The organism is Enterobacter cloacae complex sp. IR5412 (genome assembly GCF_049237385.1).
In the GTDB taxonomy this organism is placed as follows: domain Bacteria; phylum Pseudomonadota; class Gammaproteobacteria; order Enterobacterales; family Enterobacteriaceae; genus Enterobacter; species Enterobacter intestinihominis.
This window is the reverse complement of record NZ_JBMKHQ010000007.1, coordinates 1-19856: the sequence shown is the minus strand read 5'-3', so window position 1 is coordinate 19856 and position 19856 is coordinate 1. Positions and strand designations below refer to the sequence as shown.

The window sequence follows — 19856 nt, the reverse complement described above, 5'->3', positions numbered from 1 at the left end:
TCTCGAGCACATTGAACCAGAATAGGGATTCGCGATCTTGCGGCAATGAACCACCCAGGTACGAGATCCGAACGGATTGACCTTTTTGCGGATCAATTCGGGATACTGGTGGAGTAATAATAAACGGTAGTTTTAATTCCTGTGGATTGGTGTCATCGCGACCGTCATCGAGCCATGATTGAACTAATAGTGGTTTTTTGCCACGGTTGTCTAAAGAAACGATGACATCTTTTTGCGACTGCTGATAAACAATACGTGTTCCCGAAATAACGATATCTGCGCTTGCCTGGAATGACGCGACAGCAGCAGCTGTAAAGCAGGCAGCTTTAAATCCTTTATAAAATGATGTGCTTAACATTTTTCCACTTCCTGTTGGAATGATATCAATAGTCCCCTGACGTACGTCAGGGGATAATATGAGCATTTTATTTATGCGCTTAAAATTACTCGTAGATCATGGTGAATGCAGCTTGTGCCTGAACCACACCAGCTGACACTGGGTTGTTGGCCGCATCCCAGTTCTGACCCTGGGTATACGCTACACGGTAGTAAAGTGCGCCTGCGCCTGTGGTATCAATCGTTGCTTTCTGGGTATTGTTGGTCTGATCCAGTTTGATCTGATCGGTAGCGGAGTTGCCATCGTTTGACAGTACCAGATTGACGTTTTTAGCGGCGCCTTGAGTATTTGATGGTGGAACCAGCAGACCGCCGGAAGTTGAAGAAGAACCCGCCCAGGAATCAAACTGAGCAGATGCCTGGTTGACGGTAGCAGAATCACAACCTGTCAGGGTGAGGGAGAATTTCTTTTCTCCCAGGGTGCTGGTGGTACCCAGCGCATTAGCGAAGTCTTTTACAAACACGGTATCCAGGTTAACGTCAAAATCATTACCCTCCTGGTCAATCTTCTGATCCAGGGATACTTTACAGGTGTTATTAGAAACCATACCGTGGAAAGTAATAGTGCCTGTATCTGAAGGAATATCAGCTGCCATTGCAGAACCCGCACTCAGAACCATTGCTACTACAGTTGCCAGACCTAATTTATTAAAAGACATTTTTTATATCCATATTTAAATGCTAGAAAAGTGAACATAAGCAAGGCTTATGTTCGTTCCGAACAGATGCTTCGGGAAAAGGATTCTAAGTGATGAGTAATGGTTGTGAGAAGCCGTTAGGCGTTAGAAATACTTAAACGATCTTTAAGTCAATATGATTATTTAATAGTGAATGATAATAATTGTTCATCATTTTGATGAGTAGGTGTTCGGCAGGGTGACTTGAATATATTAATAAAAATATATAAAAAGAACGCTATTCATTTTAATTATGTATAAATTACCCAACCTATTTGTCGGGTAATTTATAACAGTACTATTGGCTTAGGCAACCTGAACCGGAATTGCCTTCGCAATACGTTTCATTTCATTATCGCCTTCAAAGTATGCCACTTTTGGCTGCCAGCGACGTGCCTCTTCGTCAGACATCATCACAAAGCTGGCAATAATGACGATATCACCCACGTCCGCGCAGTGCGCCGCTGCCCCATTAACGGAGATGATTTTAGACCCGCGTTCAGCGGCAATCGCGTACGTTGAAAAGCGTTTGCCGTTATTAACGTTCCAGATATCAATAGCTTCGTTTTCGAGAATACCCGCCGCGTCGAGAAAATCCTGGTCGATCGCGCAGGAGCCTTCATAGTGCAGGTCGGCCTGGGTGACTTTCACACGGTGAAGCTTACCTTGTAGCATTTTGCGAATCATTACGTTTACCTTTCACTTCCGGGTAGTAAAACTACGCCAGTTCAACCACTTTGTTGTCGATAAGGCGGGCCTGGCCGAGCCAAGCCGCCACCAGAATTACCGCACGTTTGCTGGTATCTGAGAGTTCCAGAAGCGTATCGGCATCCCGAATTTGAACGTCGTCAGCACGAAGACCTTTCTCGTTCAGCGCCTGTTCAGCCAGAGCGATGATTTCTTCTGCGGTTAATTCTTTTGCCAGCAGTTGCTCTGCCATGGTATTCATGACTTTGCTTAAGCCTGGCGCAATTTTACGCTGTTCCGCAGTCAGATAGCCGTTACGGGAGCTAAGCGCCAGGCCATCTTTCGCACGTACAATCGGCACGCCGACAATCTCTATGTCGTAGCCCATATCGGCAACCATTTTGCGGATCAGCGCCAGCTGCTGGAAATCTTTCTCGCCAAAGCAGGCGATGTCCGGCTGCACCAGGTTAAACAGCTTGCTGACGATGGTGGAAACGCCGCGGAAATGGCCCGGACGGCTGGCACCCTCCAGCATGGTCGAAATACCCGGTACGTCGACGTAGGTCGCTTCAGTGGTACCCTGAGGATAAACATCTGCGGGGGCCGGTGCGAAGACGATATCCGCATAACGTTTTTTGAGCTTCTCGCAATCTTCCTGCAAGGTACGTGGATAGCGCGCCAGATCGTCTTCGCGATCGAACTGCATCGGGTTAACGAAGATACTGACTACCACGATATCTGCACGGGCTCTCGCTTCATCGACCAGCTTCATATGGCCGTCGTGCAGATTGCCCATGGTCGGGACGAGGGCGATACGTTTACCTTCCTGACGTGCACGGCGGATATGCTGGCGCAGCAGCGGCAGAGTTTCTATGATTAGCACACCTGGACTCCTTAATGGAAACTGTGTTCTTCGCCCGGATAAACGCCGGACTCAACCTCGGCAATATACTGCCGCACAGCAGCACGCATGTCGCCTGCTTCTGTCAGGAAATTTTTAGCAAATTTTGGAATGTGACCGCCGGTGATCCCGAAGGCGTCGTGCATGACCAGAATCTGGCCATCGGTGACGTTGCCCGCGCCGATGCCGATCACCGGAATCGACAGCGCCTCAGTGATACGCTTAGCCAGCTCAACCGGCACACACTCCAGCACCAGCAGCTGTGCACCAGCGGCTTCCAGCGCCAGGGCATCATCAAACAGCGTCTGCGCCGCATCGCCACGCCCCTGAACTTTATAACCGCCAAAGATATTCACGGACTGCGGCGTCAGCCCTAAGTGCCCGCAAACTGGCACGGCCCGTTCGGTAAGCATTTTCACCGTATCGACCAGCCAGTCGCCGCCTTCGATTTTGACCATATTGGCGCCGGCGCGCATCACTGTTGCCGCATTTTCAAAGGCCTGTTCCGGGGTGGCATACGCCATAAACGGCAGATCGGAAAGTAGCAGGCAGGCGGGCGCACCCCGGCGCACGGCGCGGGTATGGTAAGCAATATCCTCGACCGTGACCGGCAGAGTAGAATCATGTCCTTGTACCGTCATCCCTAACGAGTCTCCGACCAGCATGACGTTGATCCCTTCTTCGGCAAACAGTTTTGCGAAGCTGTAGTCATACGCGGTGATAGTGGCGAAGCGTTTCTTTTCCTGTTTGCATTTCTGCAATAAGGAGATGGTAGTTGGTTTCATACTGTTTCCTGATGGCCCAAAAGCGGATCTTTGCGCATTCTAACAGTAACATTCGAGGGAACAATGATTTTAGGCAATCGATTAACCATATTTAACACATGGCTAATCGGGGGCGACACGGGATTACCAGCGGACCGGTTTTTCCGCGTTGAGGCTTTGCAGAACGGCGTTCAGCGAGGTGCCGTCAGGGAAGGTGAGATCGGGGGCGACTTCAGACAGTGGCCAGAGCATAAACGCACGGTTTTTCATGTCATAGTGCGGAACGGTGAGGCGCTCGGTGTTAATCACCTTGTGGCCGAAAAGCATAATATCGAGGTCGAGTGTGCGCGGTCCCCAGCGTTCGGCTTTACGTACGCGACCCTGCTGTAGCTCAATACGCTGGGTATTATCCAGCAGCGTTTCTGCGTCAAGGGCTGTTTCCAGCACCACGGCGGCGTTCAGATAATCAGGCTGATCCTGCGGGCCGAGCGGGGGCGTACGGTAAAAGGAGGAGACCGCCACGATACGGCTTTGCGGGATCTCCCCCAGCGCCTGAACGGCAGCGTTAACCTGCTCAAGCGGAGAGGCCAGATTGCTGCCGATGGCAATATACGCCAGGGTCATGCTGTGCCTTCACGACGCGGCGCGCGCTTGCGCGGGCGACGGTGACGACGGCGCGGTGCCGGCTCGTCATCCAGATCCGTGAGCATATCTTTTTGCTCCGGTGGTGCAGAGACCTGAAATTCTCCCCACCACTGCGCCAGGCGCTGTAGCTCCTGGTTTCTTTCGACTTCAGCACGCAGAGAGAGCAAATCGAACGCGGCGCGGAACTTAGGATGCTCCATCAGTTTCCAGGCACGTTTACCCTGACGGCGGGACATACGCAGCTGAAGCTGCCAGATATCACGCACCAGCGTGGTAATACGTTTCGGGATCGCCAGCGTGCGACAGCCTTCGTCCAGCACGTCGTTTGCCGCCAGCGCGAACGCATCATAATAGGCGAGGCCGCTCTCCTGGGTAATGCGCTGCGCCGTTTCCAGCAGCGGATACCAGAACATGGCCGCGAACAGGAACGCCGGATTCACGCGCATATCGTTATGAATACGGGTATCCGTGTTCTTCAGCACCTGTGCAATCATCCGCTCCATTGCGCTGTCACCGTTTTCGGTGAAGTAGCGGGTAATGGTCGGGAACAGCGGCTGGAACAGGTTGTATTCACGCAGCAAATTGTAGGTTTCAAACCCGTAGCCTGCCTGGAGCAGCTTTAACGACTCCTCAAACAGACGGGCAGGGGGGACGTCGTTAATCAGCGTCGCCAGGCGCGGGATCGGCTCTGCGGTTTCCGGGCTGATACGCATGTTTAGCTTGGCGGCGAAACGCACGGCGCGCAGCATCCGGACCGGATCTTCGCGATAGCGCGTTTCCGGCGTGCCGATCAGGCGAATCAGGCCGTCTTTCAGATCCTGCATACCGCCGACGTAATCGCGCACGGTAAAATCCGCCACGCTGTAGTAAAGGCTGTTGATGGTGAAATCGCGACGCTGAGCATCTTCTTCAATAGAGCCAAAGATGTTGTCGCGCAGCAGCATGCCGTTTTGGCCGCGCTGGGAAGTTGTGCGATCGTTGATGCCCGCTTCGTGGTGACCGCGGAAGGTCGCCACTTCAATAATTTCCGGCCCAAACATCACGTGCGCCAGACGGAAACGGCGGCCAACCAGACGGCAGTTGCGGAATAATTTACGCACCTGTTCAGGCGTGGCGCTGGTCGTCACGTCGAAATCTTTTGGTTTTTTGCCCAGCAGTAAATCGCGCACCCCGCCGCCGACGAGATAGGCCTCGTAGCCTGCTTTATTCAGACGATAGAGCACCTTGAGGGCATTTTCACTGATATCTTTGCGGGAAATATTGTGCTGCTCACGCGGAATGACCGACATGTGTGGCTGTGCAATAGCATCATTCGCCATGCTCTCTTCGCGGCTCAGCACTTTACGGCAAAAATTAGCGACTCGGGTAAAAATAGTACACCTCGTAGTGTGTTTTGTTATCAAAAAAGCGGCTAATCATAGCTCAGCGCAACGCATTTGAGAATGCTGGATTTTTGGCACGGCCATAAGCGTCCAGTCAGCAATGGCCGTTTTCAGCAATTCATCCAGACTCAGATCCTGCCATTCCTGCGTTACATTCTGGTTGAGAAATCGCAGCGCGTCGATCAATACCGGGCGCGGATCGCCGTCAGGCAGCGCCGGGGCATGATTCTGTTTTGACAGCTTACTCCCCTGTTCATTGACCGCCAGCGGCAGATGGATGTAATCCGGCACCGTCCAGCCAAACTGCTGGTAAAGCGATATTTGCCGCACGGTAGGCTCAACCAAATCCGCCCCACGCACGATTTCCGTGACGCCCTGGAAATGGTCATCGACAACCACCGCCAGGTTATAGGCAAACAAGCCATCACGACGGTGAATAATAAAATCTTCACGCGCCAGACGATCATCCGCCTGAATGGTTCCTGAGAGGACATCGGTAAACTGCGTCACCGGAGCGCGCTGTATCAGCCGTACGGCGGCATTCTCAGGGCCGTTGTGCCGCGTACGGCAGTGGCCGTCGTAAACGCCACCCACGCTCTGAATTCGCGCACGCGTGCAGGTGCAGTTATAGGAAAGGCCCTGTTCAGCAAGCCACGCCAGACGTTCACGGTAGGCATCATGGCGTTGAGACTGCCAGAGTACGTCGCCGTCCCAGTGAAGACCGTAATGTTCCAGCTGACGCAGAATAGTTTCTGCCGCACCGGGAACTTCACGCGGAGGATCGATATCTTCAATGCGAACCAGCCATTTACCCTGACGGGCGCGAGCCTGTAGGTAGCTGCCGAGCGCGGCAATTAATGAGCCGAAGTGTAATTCACCGGAGGGAGATGGCGCAAAGCGCCCGATATAGTGAGATTCAGACATATCAACGGTAACAAGGCGGGAGAAACTCCCGCCTTAGCAGAGTAGTGAGAGGGAAGGCGTTAGCCAGCCATCTGTTTTTCGCGGATTTCTGCCAGCGTTTTACAGTCGATGCACAGATCGGCTGTTGGACGCGCTTCCAGACGACGAATACCGATTTCAACACCGCAGGATTCGCAGTAGCCAAAATCTTCGTCCTCGACCTTTTTCAGCGTTTTCTCGATCTTTTTGATCAGTTTGCGCTCGCGGTCACGGTTACGCAGTTCGAGGCTGAACTCTTCTTCCTGAGCGGCACGGTCGACCGGATCCGGGAAGTTAGCAGCTTCATCCTGCATATGTGTAACGGTGCGATCGACTTCATCCCTGAGTTGATTACGCCATGCTTCAAGAATACGCTTGAAGTGCGACAGCTGGGCTTCGTTCATATACTCTTCGCCCGGCTTCTCTTGATACGGCTCCACCCCAGCGATGGCGAGAATACTCAGGGACGATGTTTTACGGTTTTGCCCTTCTTGCATGTTGCTTCTCCTTAACACGCACTATCGATCCCCGTGTTGGGGGAAAAATCAGGTCGCTATAAATAGCAGATGCTTTTCCGTATGGCAATTATCTAAACGTAACACTTGACAACCCTGTGAGGAAAAGCGTATTTGCGCACGCGGCCAGAACACTTATTAGTCAATCGTCTAATCCCTTATAGGACAATGGGAAGAGAGGATCTCAGAGTCATATTATCGGCAGAAAGTTCCGCTTTATAAGCGAAAATCTCTACCCCCTGCTTTTGTGCCTCATTCAACAATTGCGCGTATTTAGGATCAATATGACGGGCCGGGGAAAACCGTTCAATGGCTGAATGCAGAACCGCAAACAGCAACACGGCGCGCTTGCCCGCCGCCGCTACACTCATTAGCTCCCGCAGATGCTTCTGGCCACGTAGCGTTACCGCATCCGGAAAGAAGCCGTTTTCCTCTTCCGCTAACGTCACTGATTTCACTTCAATATAGCACTCAGGGCGGTCTTCCGCCTGTAACATAAAATCAATTCTGCTGCTTTCATCGCCATATTTCACTTCGCTTTTTTGCGTGCCGTAACCCACCAGTTCAGGAAGGATTCCATTTGTCAGGGCTTCCTTAACCAGCTGATTTGCGCGCAGGGTATTAACGCAAATAAATGCCCCGCTTTGCGTCTCGGTCATTTCCCAGGTATGAGGATATTTGCGTTTAGTATTTTCTGATGTGGAATACCAGACCGTGTCACCCGGTGTGGCGCAACCGGTCATGGCGCCGGTGTTAGGACAATGCAGCGTGAGCGTTTCGCCCTCAGGCGTGATCACGTCAGCGAGAAAGCGTTTGTAACGCTGGATCAGCGTGGCGGGCTGGAGTGCAGGGCTAAACTTCATCAGGATTCCTTAACGTATCGCCCAGCGTCCAGCGCTGGAGCGGAGTATAGCGGGTGCGTCCTTGTACAAAGGCAGATTCGTACAGCGCAAATTCATTCACCTGAAAGGACCAGTGGAAGCCCGGTGGCGGGATGGCAACAGCCTGACCCGCATCGCGCAGCAGGGTAATGTGGGGATGAAACGTCTGCGGGCTCTGATAACAGCCGCTGCGCGCGGCCTGTGCCCGCAGCATATTTGCGAGCTGGAGCAGTCCGCGAGGGGGCTGCCGCGTCCCCAGCCAGACCACCCGAGAGCGTAGCCATTGCCCGGCATCGTCAAGATGCAGCGTAAAACCCGGCTGAGAAATGCGTCCGGCCATTGCGCTTAACGCGCGCTGCTTTTCTGCGCTCACCTCGCCAAGAAAAGCTAACGTCAGGTGCATATTGGCGGCGACGACAGGGCGGCCCGCTTCCGCGGGGAAGTGGCTGGCGCGCCAGCGAACAATTTGCCGTTGAAGCGTGGTGGGTAATTCAATGGCGAAGAATAGCCGTTTTGACTCAGACATGCGCAAGACTCGGTAATGATATGCGCCGATGCTACAATGTACGCCAATTAATGTTAACCCTCTGGAGCCGTAAGTGTCCTCTTTGCCCGTCGCCGTCGTCCTTCCTGAGCTTCTCGCAGCCTTAGAACATGCGCCACAGGTTTTGCTCAGCGCGCCCACCGGAGCGGGTAAATCCACCTGGCTGCCCCTGCAAATTCTGCGCGAGGGGAGCATCAGCGGGAAAATTATCCTGCTGGAACCGCGCAGGCTGGCGGCGCGCAATGTGGCGCAGCGCCTGGCGGAACTGCTGAATGAAAAACCGGGCGAGACGGTAGGGTACCGGATGCGCGCCGAAACCTGCATTGGCCCGTCTACGCGGCTGGAGGTGGTCACTGAAGGCATTCTTACCCGTATGCTGCAAAACGATCCGGAGCTGAGCGGCGTCGGGCTGGTGATCCTTGATGAATTTCACGAGCGCAGCCTCCAGGCCGATCTGGCCCTTGCGCTGCTGCTCGACGTTCAGCAGGGGCTGCGCGACGACCTTCGGCTGCTGATTATGTCGGCGACGCTGGATAACGAGCGGCTCCGGCAGACGCTCCCTGACGCGCCGATGATCTCCTCTGAAGGGCGTGCGTTCCCGGTCGAGCGCCGCTATCAGCCGCTGCCTGCCCATCAGCGTTTTGACGAAGCCGTTGCCATCGCCACCGCCGAATTGCTCCGTCAGGAACCCGGCTCGCTGCTGCTGTTTTTACCCGGCGTAGGCGAAATCCAGCGCGTACAGGAGCAACTGGCATCCAGGGTGAGCAGTGACGTTATGCTGTGCCCGCTCTACGGCGCGCTGCATTTGGCTGACCAGCGCAAGGCGATCCTTCCCGCACCGGCGGGGCAACGCAAAGTGGTACTGGCGACCAATATCGCCGAAACCAGTTTGACCATCGAAGGCATTCGCCTGGTGGTGGACAGTACGCAGGAGAGGGTGGCCAGTTTTGATCCGCGTACCGGGCTGACCAGGCTACTGACGCAGCGCATCAGCCAGGCCTCAATGGTGCAGCGCGCAGGCCGAGCAGGGCGTCTTGAGCCGGGTATTTGCCTGCATTTAACCAGCGCCGAGCAGGCGGAGCGTGCGGCATTGCAGAGTACGCCTGAGATTTTACAAAGCGATCTCTCCGGGCTGGTAATGGATCTGATGCAGTGGGGCTGCCCGGACCCTGACCAGCTCACCTGGCTTAATCCTCCGCCTGTTGTGAACCTTTCCGCCGCGCGCAGCCTGCTGACCCAGCTTGGCGCGCTGGAAGGCGAGCGACTGACGGCGCGCGGCCAGAAAATGGCGGCGCTGGGCAACGATCCGCGTCTGGCAGCGATGCTGGTGGCAGCACAAGGCGACGATGAAATTGCCACGGCGGCAAAACTGGCGGCTATTCTTGAGGAGCCGCCGCGCGGTGGCAGCAGCGATCTGGGACAGGCCTTTTCACGCCAGCAGGGAAACTGGCAACAGCGCGCGCAGCAGTTGTGTCACCGCCTGAAGAGCCGGGGAGGATCGCCTGACAGCGATAAAGTTATCCCTCTTCTGGCCCAGGCCTTCCCGGACAGAATCGCGCGCCGTCGCGGGCTGGATGGTCGTTATCAACTGGCAAATGGGATGGGCGCGATGCTGGACAGCGATGATGCTCTGACGCGTCATGAATGGCTGATCGCGCCGCTCTTACTCCAGGGCAGTCACTCCCCGGATGCGCGCATCTTGCAGGCGGTTGCCGTAGATATTGACGCCCTGACGCGTGCCTGCCCGCAGCTGCTTCAGCAATCTGACATTGTCGAATGGGATGATGCCCAGGGCACGCTGAAGGCGTTCCGTCGTAGCCAGATTGGCAAACTGACGCTCGGGACAAAACCGCTGGCTAAGCCGTCGGAGGAAGAGTTACACCAGGCGATGCTGAACGGCATTCGGGAAAAAGGGCTGAGCGTATTGAACTGGACGCCTGAGGCCGAACAATATCGCATTCGCCTGCACTGCGCCGCGAAGTGGCTGCCGGAACAGGGGTGGCCAGCGGTGGATGATGAGACGCTGCTCGCGACGCTTGAACAGTGGTTGTTGCCGCAGATGAGCGGCGTACACTCCCTGCGCGCCCTGAAGGCGCTTGATGTTAAGGCAGCGTTACAGAATTTACTGGACTGGTCGTTACGTCAACGTCTGGATAGTGAACTGCCTGGGCATTACACTGTGCCAACCGGGAGCCGGATTGCCATTCGTTATCATGAGGATAATCCGCCAGCGCTGGCGGTTCGGATGCAGGAGATGTTTGGTGAGGCCACCACGCCGTCAATCGCTGAAGGGCGCGTGCCGTTAGTGCTTGAGCTGCTTTCGCCTGCGCATCGTCCCTTGCAGATCACCCGCGATCTGAGGGCGTTCTGGGCGGGGAGCTATCGTGAAGTGCAGAAAGAGATGAAGGGGCGATATCCCAAACACGTCTGGCCGGACGATCCGGCGAATACCGCGCCGACACGGCGCACGAAGAAATATTCGTAATGGGGGAGTGCGGCCTGAAAGGGAAAGTGCGGCCTGATGCCCTCACCCCGGCCCTCTCCCACAGGGAGAGGGAGAAAACACTAAAGACTTTCCTGTCAGGAAAGTCTTGCTGTTTATTTTGAGAGATTTCTTCTTTCACTGACCTGTGCAAGATAAGAAAATCTGGCCTTTGCGCCTGAATGTTGCGGAGAAAAAGCATGGCGGGGAATGACCGCGAGCCAATAGGACGTAAGGGAAAGCCGACGCGTCCGGCGAAAGAAAAGGTAAGCCGTCGTCGCCTCAGAGATGAGGAGTATGACGATGACTATGAAGACGATTATGAGGATGAAGAACCGATGCCGCGTAAAGGGAAAGGCAAAGGGCGTAAGCCTCGTGGTAAGCGCGGCTGGTTCTGGCTGCTGCTGAAGCTGTTTATTGTTTTTGTTGTCCTGATCGCGATTTACGGCGTTTATCTGGATCAGAAGATCCGCAGCCGTATTGACGGGAAAGTCTGGCAATTGCCTGCGGCAGTGTACGGCCGCATGGTGAACCTTGAGCCGGACATGTCCATCAGCAAGAACGAGATGGTGAAGCTGCTGCAAGCCACGCAGTATCGTCAGGTCACGAAAATGACCCGTCCGGGTGAATTTACCGTCCAGGCGAAAAGCATTGAGATGATCCGCCGTCCGTTCGACTTCCCGGACAGTAAAGAGGGGCAGGTGCGCGCGCGTCTGACCTTTGACGGCGATCGCCTGGAAACCATTGAGAACATGGATAACGATCGCCAGTTCGGTTTCTTCCGTCTCGATCCACGTCTCATCACCATGCTGTCGTCCGCAAACGGCGAACAGCGCCTGTTCGTGGCGCGTAACGGCTTCCCGGATCTGCTGGTGGATACCCTGCTGGCAACCGAAGACCGCCACTTCTACGAGCACGACGGTATTAGCCTTTACTCCATTGGTCGTGCGGTACTGGCGAACCTGACCGCGGGGCGTACGGTGCAGGGGGCGAGTACCCTGACCCAGCAGCTGGTGAAAAACCTGTTCCTCTCCAGCGAGCGCTCTTACTGGCGTAAAGCCAACGAAGCGTACATGGCCGTGCTGATGGATGCGCGCTACAGCAAGGATCGTATTCTTGAGCTGTACATGAACGAGGTGTACCTCGGTCAGAGCGGCGATAACGAGATCCGCGGCTTCCCGCTGGCGAGCCTGTACTACTTTGGCCGTCCGGTAGAAGAGCTGAGCCTTGACCAGCAGGCGCTGCTGGTGGGCATGGTAAAAGGCGCGTCGATCTACAACCCGTGGCGTAACCCGAAACTGGCGCTGGAGCGTCGTAACCTGGTGCTGCGTCTGCTGCAACAACAGCAGGTGATTGACCAGGAGCTGTACGACATGCTGAGCGCGCGTCCGCTGGGCGTTCAGCCGCGCGGTGGGGTGATCTCTCCGCAGCCTGCCTTTATGCAGATGGTACGTCAGGAGTTGCAGTCTAAGCTCGGCGATAAAGTGAAAGATCTCTCCGGGGTGAAGATCTTCACCACCTTTGACTCCGTGGCGCAGGATGCGGCAGAAAAAGCGGCGGTTGAAGGTATTCCGGTTCTGAAGAAGCAGCGTAAGCTGAGCGATCTGGAAACCGCGATGGTGGTAGTTGATCGCAACACCGGCGAAGTTCGCGCCATGGTGGGCGGCGCCGAGCCGCAGTATGCGGGCTATAACCGCGCGATGCAGGCGCGTCGTTCGATTGGTTCACTGGCAAAACCGGCAACCTACCTGACCGCGCTGAGCCAGCCGAATCTCTATCGACTGAACACCTGGATTGCCGATGCGCCAATCTCCCTGCGCCAGCCTAACGGCCAGGTGTGGTCTCCGCAGAACGATGATAAGCAGTTCAGCGGCCAGGTGATGCTGGTGGATGCGTTAACCCGCTCGATGAACGTGCCGACTGTTAACCTCGGCATGGCGCTGGGCCTCCCCGCCATCACCGACACCTGGCAGAAGCTGGGCGTACCGAAAGATCAGCTGCACCCTGTGCCAGCGATGATCCTGGGGGCGCTTAACCTGACGCCAATCGAAGTGGCCCAGGCGTTCCAGACCATCGCCAGCGGCGGAAACCGTGCTCCGCTCTCCGCCCTGCGTTCGGTGATTGCCGAAGATGGCTCCGTGCTGTATCAGAGCTTCCCGCAGGCGGAGCGCGCTGTTCCGGCGCAGGCGGCCTATATGACGCTGTGGACCATGCAGCAGGTGGTCCAGCGCGGTACCGGGCGTCAGCTGGGGGCGAAGTATCCTGGTCTGCATCTGGCGGGTAAAACCGGGACTACCAACAACAACGTCGATACCTGGTTCGCCGGTATTGATGGCCGTGAAGTAGTGATCACCTGGGTGGGCCGCGATAACAACCAGCCGACCAAACTGTATGGTGCGAGCGGCGCGATGTCGATTTACCAGCGTTATCTGGCAAATCAGTCTCCGGTGCCGCTGAACCTCGTTGCCCCGGAAGATATCGTCGATATGGGCGTGGACAGCTCGGGTAACTTCATTTGCGGCGGTGGCGTGCGTACGCTGCCGGTCTGGACGACCAACCCGGATGCGCTGTGCCAGCAAAGCCAGCCAGAAGAACCGACAGGTAACCCGTTCGATCAGTCTTCTCAGCCTCAGCAGCCGCAGCAGCAACAGCCGCAGCAGCAGAACGAGAAGAAAGACAGCGACGGCGTCGCCGGCTGGATCAAGGATATGTTCGGCGGCAACTAGCCCTTATGACACCCCCTTCCCTGGAAGGGGGTATTTTTTCACCTCAGCAACTCATTTCCTTAACCCTGTTTTCAATCCTTATTAACGACCCGTTTTCCGTTGATTATTTCTTAAACCCTCAATTCTTGTAGGGCCGCATATCGCTTGCTATGCCGTCAGCGTTTCGCATATTATTCTGCGGTCATAATAATAATTCTCGTTTACGTTATCATTCACCTTTTTCATCAGAGATCCATCATGGCGCTTTCCAATACTGCTCAGCCAATTAACACGTCGCTGCGTAAAATCGCAGCCGTCGTAGCCACAGCGGTTGCCGGCATGTCTGCTTATGCACAGGCCGCTGAAACCCCCAAGAAAGAAGAAACCATCACCGTGACTGCCGCACCGGCTGCACAGGAAAGTGCCTGGGGTCCTGCACCGACGATTGCGGCAAAACGCACTGCAACGGCGACGAAAACCGATACACCCATTGAGAAAACCCCGCAGTCTATTTCTGTTGTGACTCGTGAAGAGATGGACATGAAACAGCCGGGGACGGTTAAACAGGCCCTGGCCTACACCCCAAGCGTTTTCGCAACGCGCGGCGCCTCAACAACTTACGATGTGGTTTCGATTCGTGGTTTCACGACCTCCAGCACCGTGAATACCAACCAGTATCTGGATGGTATGAAGTTGCAGGGAGACAACTACTCTGAAGCGTCCATGGACCCGTACTTCCTTGAGCGCGTAGAGCTGCTGCGTGGCCCGACGTCTGTACTGTATGGCAAAAGCCATCCGGGCGGCGTAGTGAGTATGGTCAGCAAGCGTCCAACCACGGAACCGTTGAAAGAAATTCAGTTCAAAATGGGGACGGATAATCTCTGGCAGACGGGGTTTGATTTCAGCGACGCGATTGACGATGACGGCGTGTGGTCCTACCGTCTGACCGGTCTGGGACGTAGTGAGAACGCGCAGCAGGAAATGGTGAAATCTACTCGTTACGCGATTGCGCCGTCTTTCAGCTGGCGTCCTGATGATAAAACCGATTTCACCTTCCTGAGCAACTTCCAGAGCGATCCGGATGCGGGTTACTACGGCTGGCTGCCACGTGAAGGTACCGTTGTGCCTTACTATGATGCTAACGGAAAAGCGCACAAACTGCCGACCGACTTCAACGAAGGTGATGAAGACAATAAGATCTCCCGTCGTCAGAAAATGGTGGGTTACAGCTTCGCGCATGAATTCAACGACACCTTCACCGTGCGTCAGAACCTGCGTTATACCAAAATCAACACGCTGTACCGTTCAGTTTACGGTAACGGCTATATCGCCCCGGCCCAGATCAGCCGTGCCTACGTGCGCTCAGATGAAGACCTCAACTCGTTCACGGTTGATACACAGCTCCAGTCGAAATTCGCGACCGGCGCCGTTGACCATACCCTGCTGACGGGTGTGGATTACCTTCGTATGCGAAATGACATTGATGCTGACTACGGCACCGCCGATCCGATCAGCATGAACAATCCTCAGCACGGCAATGCGAACGTCAATGTGAACTTCCCGTATGCCATGCTCAATCGCCAGGAGCAGACCGGGCTCTATGCGCAGGATCAGGCGGAATGGGATAAGTGGGTACTCACCATGGGTGGCCGCTATGACTTTGCAAAAACGTCTGCCTTTAACCGTAATAACGGAACCACCGCGGAAATTAACGATCAGGCATTTACCTGGCGCGGGGGGATTAACTACCTGTTCGACAACGGGATTACACCATACTTCAGCTACAGTGAATCTTTCGAACCGCTCTCTGGCACCACCCAGGGCGGCAAACCGTTCGATCCGGCACGCGGCAAGCAGTATGAAGCGGGCGTGAAGTATGTTCCAAAAGATCTGCCTGTTGTAGTGACGGCAGCGGTATACCAGCTGACCAAGAACAATAACCTGACCGCCGATCCGGCGAACCCGACCAGCGGCTTTAGCGTGCAGGGCGGTGAAATTCGCTCCCGAGGCTTTGAGCTGGAAGCGAAAGCGGCGGTGTCGGCTAACGTGAACGTGACGGCGGCCTACAGCTACACTGATGCACAATACACCCACGATACCTGGTATGAAGGTCGTCGTCCGGCAGAAGTACCGCGCAACATGGCATCACTGTGGGCGGATTACACCTTCCACGAGACGGCGCTAAGTGGCCTGACCGTTGGTGCGGGTGCTCGCTACATCGGTAACACGGTGACGTACTACTCCTCAGCGTCGCCTAAAGCCTATGAGTCCTTTAACGTCGCGGGTTATGCCCTGGCGGATGCGACCGTGAAATACGATCTGGCGCGCTTCGGTCTGCCGGGCTCTTCCGTCGGCGTCAACGTGAACAACATCTTTGATCGTGAATACGTCTCCAGCTGCTACAGCGAGTATGCATGCTACTGGGGAGCAGGACGCCAGGTTGTTGCCACGGCGACCTTCCGCTTCTAACCTCTTTATGGGCACGGTTCGCCGTGCCCTTTTTATTTAAGTTGGCTGACATGCAGGATACTAAAACGCAATCCGACTCCACCTTCACGCTCAACAATCTCTCCTTTCGCGTACCCGGGCGCACCTTGCTGCATCCGCTCTCTTTGACGTTTCCCGCAGGTAAAGTGACCGGTTTAATCGGGCACAATGGTTCCGGTAAATCGACGCTGCTGAAGATGCTGGGCCGTCATCAGCCGCCGTCCGAGGGCGACATTCTGCTGGATGACCAGCCGCTGGCGAGCTGGAGCAGTAAGGCCTTTGCCCGCAAGGTGGCCTATCTGCCGCAGCAGTTGCCGCAGGCGGAGGGGATGACGGTGCGCGAGCTGGTGGCGATTGGACGTTATCCGTGGCACGGTGCGCTCGGGCGTTTTGGCGTTGCTGACAGAGAGAAAGTGGAAGAGGCGATCGCGCTGGTTGGGTTAAAACCGCTGGCGCACCGTCTGGTGGATAGCCTGTCCGGTGGCGAGCGTCAGCGCGCATGGATCGCGATGCTGGTAGCGCAGGACAGCCGCTGCCTGCTGCTCGACGAACCCACTTCAGCGCTGGATATTGCTCATCAGGTTGACGTCCTGGCGCTGGTGCATCGCTTAAGCCAGCAGCGCGGCCTGACGGTGATTGCCGTTCTGCATGATATCAACATGGCGGCACGCTACTGCGACTATCTGGTAGCGCTGCGCGGCGGTGAAATGATCGCTCAGGGTACGCCTGCCGAACTGATGCGCAGCGAAACGCTGGAACATATCTACGGTATTCCTATGGGCATTCTGCCTCACCCGGCCGGGGCTGCACCCGTGAGCTTTGTCTACTGATGCTGGATCCAACATTAATTAGCCGCCGTCGCCTGCTAACGGCCATAGCGCTCTCACCGCTGCTGTTAAAGATGGGCCCGGCCCGCGCTGCCGCGGTCGATCCGCACCGCATCGTGGCGCTGGAGTGGTTGCCCGTCGAACTGATGATGGCGCTGGGCGTGACGCCTTACGGCGTGGCCGATATTCCCAACTACACCCTGTGGGTGAATGAGCCAAAACTGCCGGACTCCGTCATCGACATCGGTCTGCGTACGGAGCCGAACCTTGAGCTTCTCACCCAGATGAAACCGTCTTATTTATTCTGGTCTGCGGGGTATGGCCCGTCGGAAGAGACCATGGCGAAGATTGCGCCCGGACGGGGCTTTTCCTTTAGCGACGGTAAAAAGCCGCTGACCATGGCAAAAAATTCCATCCACGAGATGGCGCAGTTCCTCAACCGTGAGGCTGAGGCGAAAAAACATCTCGATGAATTTGATGCGCTGATTGATTCCCTTAAGCCGCGCTTTGCCCACCGTGGCGATCGGCCTTTGCTGATGGTGACCCTGCTGGATGCCCGCCATATGCTGGTCTTTGGAAATAACTGTCTGTTCCAGGAAGTACTCGACAGCTTTGGCATTCGCAATGCCTGGGAAGGCGAGATGACATTCTGGGGCAGTACCGCCGTGGGGATTGACCGCCTGGCGGCGTTTCGTGATGTGGACGTGCTGTGCTTTGACCACGGCAATGAGCGCGAAATGCAAACCCTGATGGCGACTCCGCTCTGGCAGGCAATGCCGTTCGTCCGCGAGCAGCGCTTCCTGCGCGCGCCAGCGGTATGGTTCTACGGCGCGACGCTGTCGGCCATGCATTTTGCCCGCGTTCTGGACAATGCACTGGGAGGCAAGGCATGAGCACGCGTATGGCCCGTTTCCCGATGTTACTGTTAGCGCTCATTTTTCTGGCTGCCCTGGCATTAACCGGCTTTAACCTGACCACGGCGTTACCGCGCGATCAGTGGGCAGCCGCGTTTGCCGCACCGGATATCGACAATATTCAGCAAATGCTGTTCCACTACAGCCTGCTGCCGCGTCTGGCTATCTCCCTGCTGGTCGGGGCGGGACTGGGACTGGTGGGCGTACTGTTTCAGCAGGTGCTACGTAACCCGCTGGCGGAGCCAACCACGCTGGGCGTGGCGACGGGGGCTCAGCTGGGGATCACCATCACCACGCTCTGGACCCTGCCGGGAGCGTTAACCTCGCAGTTTGCCGCGCTGGCAGGCGCATGTGTGGTCGGTGCGCTGGTCTTTGGCGTAGCCTGGGGAAAACGTCTCTCGCCGGTCACGCTGATCCTCGCGGGGCTGGTCGTCAGCCTCTACTGTGGGGCGATCAACCAGCTGCTGGTGCTGTTTCACCACGATCAGCTGCAAAGCATGTTTATGTGGAGTACCGGCACGCTCACCCAGACCGACTGGAGTATCGTCCAGCGCCTGTGGCCGCAGCTGTTTGGCGGCGTGGTGCTGACGCTGCTGCTGCTGCGTCCGCTCACGTTGATGGGCCTCGATGACGGCGTGGCGCGCAATCTCGGGCTGGCGCTGTCGCTGGCCCGTCTGGCGGCCCTGACCCTGGCGATTGTGCTGAGCGCGTTACTGGTTAACGCCGTCGGCATCATCGGTTTTATCGGCCTGTTTGCGCCATTGCTGGCAAAAATGCTCGGCGCGCGCCGTCTGCTGGCGCGTCTGATGCTGGCGCCGCTGATTGGTGCGCTGATACTCTGGCTTTCCGATCAGCTCATTCTCTGGCTGGCGCGCGTCTGGATGGAAGTTTCCACGGGCTCGGTGACGGCCCTGATCGGCGCGCCGCTGCTGCTGTGGCTGCTGCCGCGCCTGCGCAGCATTAGCGCTCCGGCGATGGATGCCGGCGATAAAGTGCATGCCGAGCGTCAGTCGGTGGTGTGGTTCAGCCTTGCCGGGCTGGCAGTGCTGGTTATCGCCTCGTTTGCCGCACTCTCGCTGGGACGCGACGCCACGGGCTGGCACTGGGCAACGGGGGATTTGCTGCATGAACTCATGCAGTGGCGCTGGCCGCGGATTTTCTCCGCGCTGATTGCGGGCGTCATGCTGGCGGTGGCGGGCTGTATTATCCAGCGTCTCACCGGCAACCCGATGGCAAGCCCGGAAGTATTAGGGATCAGCTCCGGGGCCGCGTTTGGCGTAGTGTTGATGTTGTTCCTCGTACCGGGAAATGCGTTCGGCTGGCTGATGCCTGCCGGGAGTATCGGTGCGGCAGTCACGCTGATGATTATCCTGATCGCCTCCGGGCGAGGTGGTTTCTCACCTCACCGCATGCTGCTGGCCGGGATGGCGCTCAGCACCGCGTTTACTATGCTGCTGATGATGTTGCAGGCGAGCGGCGATCCGCGCATGGCGCAGATCCTGACATGGATTTCCGGTTCAACATACAACGCCACCGGCAGTCAGGTGGTGCATACCGGGATTGTGATGATCGTGCTGCTGGCGATTGTGCCGCTGTGCCGCCGCTGGATGACCATTCTGCCGCTGGGTGGGGATACCGCCCGCGCGGTCGGGGTGGCGCTGACGCCGACGCGCATTGCGCTGTTGCTGCTGGCCGCGTGCCTGACGGCGACGGCCACCATGACTATCGGCCCGCTCAGTTTTGTCGGATTAATGGCGCCGCATATCGCCCGTATGATGGGTTTCCGCAGGACTTTGCCGCATATCGTGATCTCTGCGCTGACGGGCGGGGCGATCCTGGTCTTTGCTGACTGGTGCGGAAGGATGGTGCTGTTCCCGTATCAGATCCCGGCGGGCCTCCTGTCGACCTTTATCGGCGCGCCTTACTTTATTTATCTGTTGAGAAAGCAGAGTCGGTAATAAAAGTAAACGACAATCCTTAGATTGCCGTTTTAGTGTTTGCTCCCTCTCCCTGTGGGCTGAGGGATCCCCAGTAATTTTTTTATGCAGAAGCAATAAAGTTGCTTTCTAAATGACTGAGGGCTGTCAGCGATGCCCTGGTCCGGCTG

17 protein-coding genes are annotated in these 19856 nt (G+C 56.3%); 6 read left to right on the top strand and 11 right to left on the bottom strand.

Features of this window, described 5'->3' with window-relative positions; all coding sequences use genetic code 11:
• The 11 genes from ACOTX2_RS14140 to thpR form a co-directional block, all read right to left on the bottom strand.
• Window positions 1-358, bottom strand: a 358-nt coding sequence (locus ACOTX2_RS14140) for a fimbria/pilus periplasmic chaperone (protein WP_421625928.1), incomplete at its 3' end; no start/stop codon positions are given.
• Window positions 359-443: 85 nt separating this feature from the next.
• Window positions 444-1055 (bottom strand): fimbrial protein, encoded by a 612-nt coding sequence (locus ACOTX2_RS14135; RefSeq protein WP_022647083.1) that lies wholly within the window; start codon window positions 1053-1055, stop codon window positions 444-446.
• A gap of 324 nt (window positions 1056-1379) precedes the next feature.
• Window positions 1380-1760: an aspartate 1-decarboxylase gene (gene panD, locus ACOTX2_RS14130; RefSeq protein ID WP_022647084.1), complete on the bottom strand. Its 381-nt coding sequence runs from the start codon at window positions 1758-1760 to the stop codon at window positions 1380-1382.
• A 31-nt stretch (window positions 1761-1791) separates the two neighbouring features.
• Window positions 1792-2643, bottom strand: coding sequence for a pantoate--beta-alanine ligase (gene panC / locus ACOTX2_RS14125; protein WP_063148374.1), 852 nt, complete (start codon window positions 2641-2643; stop codon window positions 1792-1794).
• 11 nt (window positions 2644-2654) lie between these two features.
• Window positions 2655-3446, bottom strand: a complete 792-nt coding sequence (gene panB, locus ACOTX2_RS14120) for a 3-methyl-2-oxobutanoate hydroxymethyltransferase (RefSeq protein WP_022647086.1) — start codon at window positions 3444-3446, stop codon at window positions 2655-2657.
• A gap of 123 nt (window positions 3447-3569) precedes the next feature.
• On the bottom strand, window positions 3570-4049 hold the full coding sequence (folK, locus tag ACOTX2_RS14115) for a 2-amino-4-hydroxy-6-hydroxymethyldihydropteridine diphosphokinase (protein WP_063148375.1): 480 nt from the start codon (window positions 4047-4049) through the stop codon (window positions 3570-3572).
• On the bottom strand, window positions 4046-5443 hold the full coding sequence (gene pcnB / locus ACOTX2_RS14110; protein ID WP_071892880.1) for a polynucleotide adenylyltransferase PcnB: 1398 nt from the start codon (window positions 5441-5443) through the stop codon (window positions 4046-4048). The genes folK and pcnB overlap by 4 nt, the downstream gene beginning before the upstream one ends.
• A 42-nt stretch (window positions 5444-5485) precedes the next feature.
• On the bottom strand, window positions 5486-6376 hold the full coding sequence (gluQRS, locus tag ACOTX2_RS14105) for a tRNA glutamyl-Q(34) synthetase GluQRS (RefSeq protein WP_022647088.1): 891 nt from the start codon (window positions 6374-6376) through the stop codon (window positions 5486-5488).
• 59 nt (window positions 6377-6435) lie between these two features.
• Window positions 6436-6891: an RNA polymerase-binding protein DksA gene (dksA, locus tag ACOTX2_RS14100; RefSeq protein WP_001155232.1), complete on the bottom strand. Its 456-nt coding sequence runs from the start codon at window positions 6889-6891 to the stop codon at window positions 6436-6438.
• 176 nt (window positions 6892-7067) lie between these two features.
• The gene (gene sfsA, locus ACOTX2_RS14095; RefSeq protein ID WP_023299353.1) at window positions 7068-7772 is read right to left on the bottom strand and encodes a DNA/RNA nuclease SfsA; all 705 of its coding nucleotides are present in this window, start codon (window positions 7770-7772) and stop codon (window positions 7068-7070) included.
• The gene (gene thpR, locus ACOTX2_RS14090; RefSeq protein ID WP_063148376.1) at window positions 7762-8316 is read right to left on the bottom strand and encodes an RNA 2',3'-cyclic phosphodiesterase; all 555 of its coding nucleotides are present in this window, start codon (window positions 8314-8316) and stop codon (window positions 7762-7764) included. The genes sfsA and thpR overlap by 11 nt, the downstream gene beginning before the upstream one ends.
• 73 nt (window positions 8317-8389) lie before the next feature.
• Between thpR and hrpB the strand changes: the two genes are divergently transcribed.
• From hrpB to fhuB, 6 genes are all read left to right on the top strand, one after another.
• Entirely contained in the window at window positions 8390-10819 is a 2430-nt protein-coding gene (hrpB, locus tag ACOTX2_RS14085) for an ATP-dependent helicase HrpB (RefSeq protein ID WP_045623152.1), read from the top strand.
• Window positions 10820-11016: 197 nt separating this feature from the next.
• Window positions 11017-13542 (top strand): bifunctional glycosyl transferase/transpeptidase, encoded by a 2526-nt coding sequence (gene mrcB / locus ACOTX2_RS14080; RefSeq protein WP_058645852.1) that lies wholly within the window; start codon window positions 11017-11019, stop codon window positions 13540-13542.
• A gap of 237 nt (window positions 13543-13779) precedes the next feature.
• Window positions 13780-15990 (top strand): ferrichrome porin FhuA, encoded by a 2211-nt coding sequence (fhuA, locus tag ACOTX2_RS14075; protein WP_063148377.1) that lies wholly within the window; start codon window positions 13780-13782, stop codon window positions 15988-15990.
• A gap of 50 nt (window positions 15991-16040) precedes the next feature.
• Window positions 16041-16838 carry a Fe3+-hydroxamate ABC transporter ATP-binding protein FhuC gene (gene fhuC / locus ACOTX2_RS14070; protein WP_022647093.1) on the top strand — a complete coding sequence of 266 codons (798 nt, stop codon included), beginning with the start codon at window positions 16041-16043 and terminating at the stop codon, window positions 16836-16838.
• A complete protein-coding gene (gene fhuD, locus ACOTX2_RS14065) occupies window positions 16838-17728 on the top strand; it encodes a Fe(3+)-hydroxamate ABC transporter substrate-binding protein FhuD (RefSeq protein ID WP_063148378.1) in 891 nt (296 codons plus the stop codon). Before fhuC ends, fhuD begins: the two co-directional genes overlap by 1 nt.
• The gene (gene fhuB, locus ACOTX2_RS14060; RefSeq protein WP_032625558.1) at window positions 17725-19707 is read left to right on the top strand and encodes a Fe(3+)-hydroxamate ABC transporter permease FhuB; all 1983 of its coding nucleotides are present in this window, start codon (window positions 17725-17727) and stop codon (window positions 19705-19707) included. Before fhuD ends, fhuB begins: the two co-directional genes overlap by 4 nt.
• The last annotated feature ends 149 nt before the right edge of the window (window positions 19708-19856 follow it).

Coding starts and splice junctions, on each gene's coding strand:
- ACOTX2_RS14135 (WP_022647083.1), bottom strand. CDS start 1,055: ATGTCTTTTAATAAATTAGGTCTGGCAACTGTAGTAGCAATGGTTCTG.
- panD (WP_022647084.1), bottom strand. CDS start 1,760: ATGATTCGCAAAATGCTACAAGGTAAGCTTCACCGTGTGAAAGTCACC.
- panB (WP_022647086.1), bottom strand. CDS start 3,446: ATGAAACCAACTACCATCTCCTTATTGCAGAAATGCAAACAGGAAAAG.
- folK (WP_063148375.1), bottom strand. CDS start 4,049: ATGACCCTGGCGTATATTGCCATCGGCAGCAATCTGGCCTCTCCGCTT.
- gluQRS (WP_022647088.1), bottom strand. CDS start 6,376: ATGTCTGAATCTCACTATATCGGGCGCTTTGCGCCATCTCCCTCCGGT.
- dksA (WP_001155232.1), bottom strand. CDS start 6,891: ATGCAAGAAGGGCAAAACCGTAAAACATCGTCCCTGAGTATTCTCGCC.
- sfsA (WP_023299353.1), bottom strand. CDS start 7,772: ATGAAGTTTAGCCCTGCACTCCAGCCCGCCACGCTGATCCAGCGTTAC.
- thpR (WP_063148376.1), bottom strand. CDS start 8,316: ATGTCTGAGTCAAAACGGCTATTCTTCGCCATTGAATTACCCACCACG.
- mrcB (WP_058645852.1), top strand. CDS start 11,017: ATGGCGGGGAATGACCGCGAGCCAATAGGACGTAAGGGAAAGCCGACG.
- fhuA (WP_063148377.1), top strand. CDS start 13,780: ATGGCGCTTTCCAATACTGCTCAGCCAATTAACACGTCGCTGCGTAAA.
- fhuC (WP_022647093.1), top strand. CDS start 16,041: ATGCAGGATACTAAAACGCAATCCGACTCCACCTTCACGCTCAACAAT.
- fhuD (WP_063148378.1), top strand. CDS start 16,838: ATGCTGGATCCAACATTAATTAGCCGCCGTCGCCTGCTAACGGCCATA.
- fhuB (WP_032625558.1), top strand. CDS start 17,725: ATGAGCACGCGTATGGCCCGTTTCCCGATGTTACTGTTAGCGCTCATT.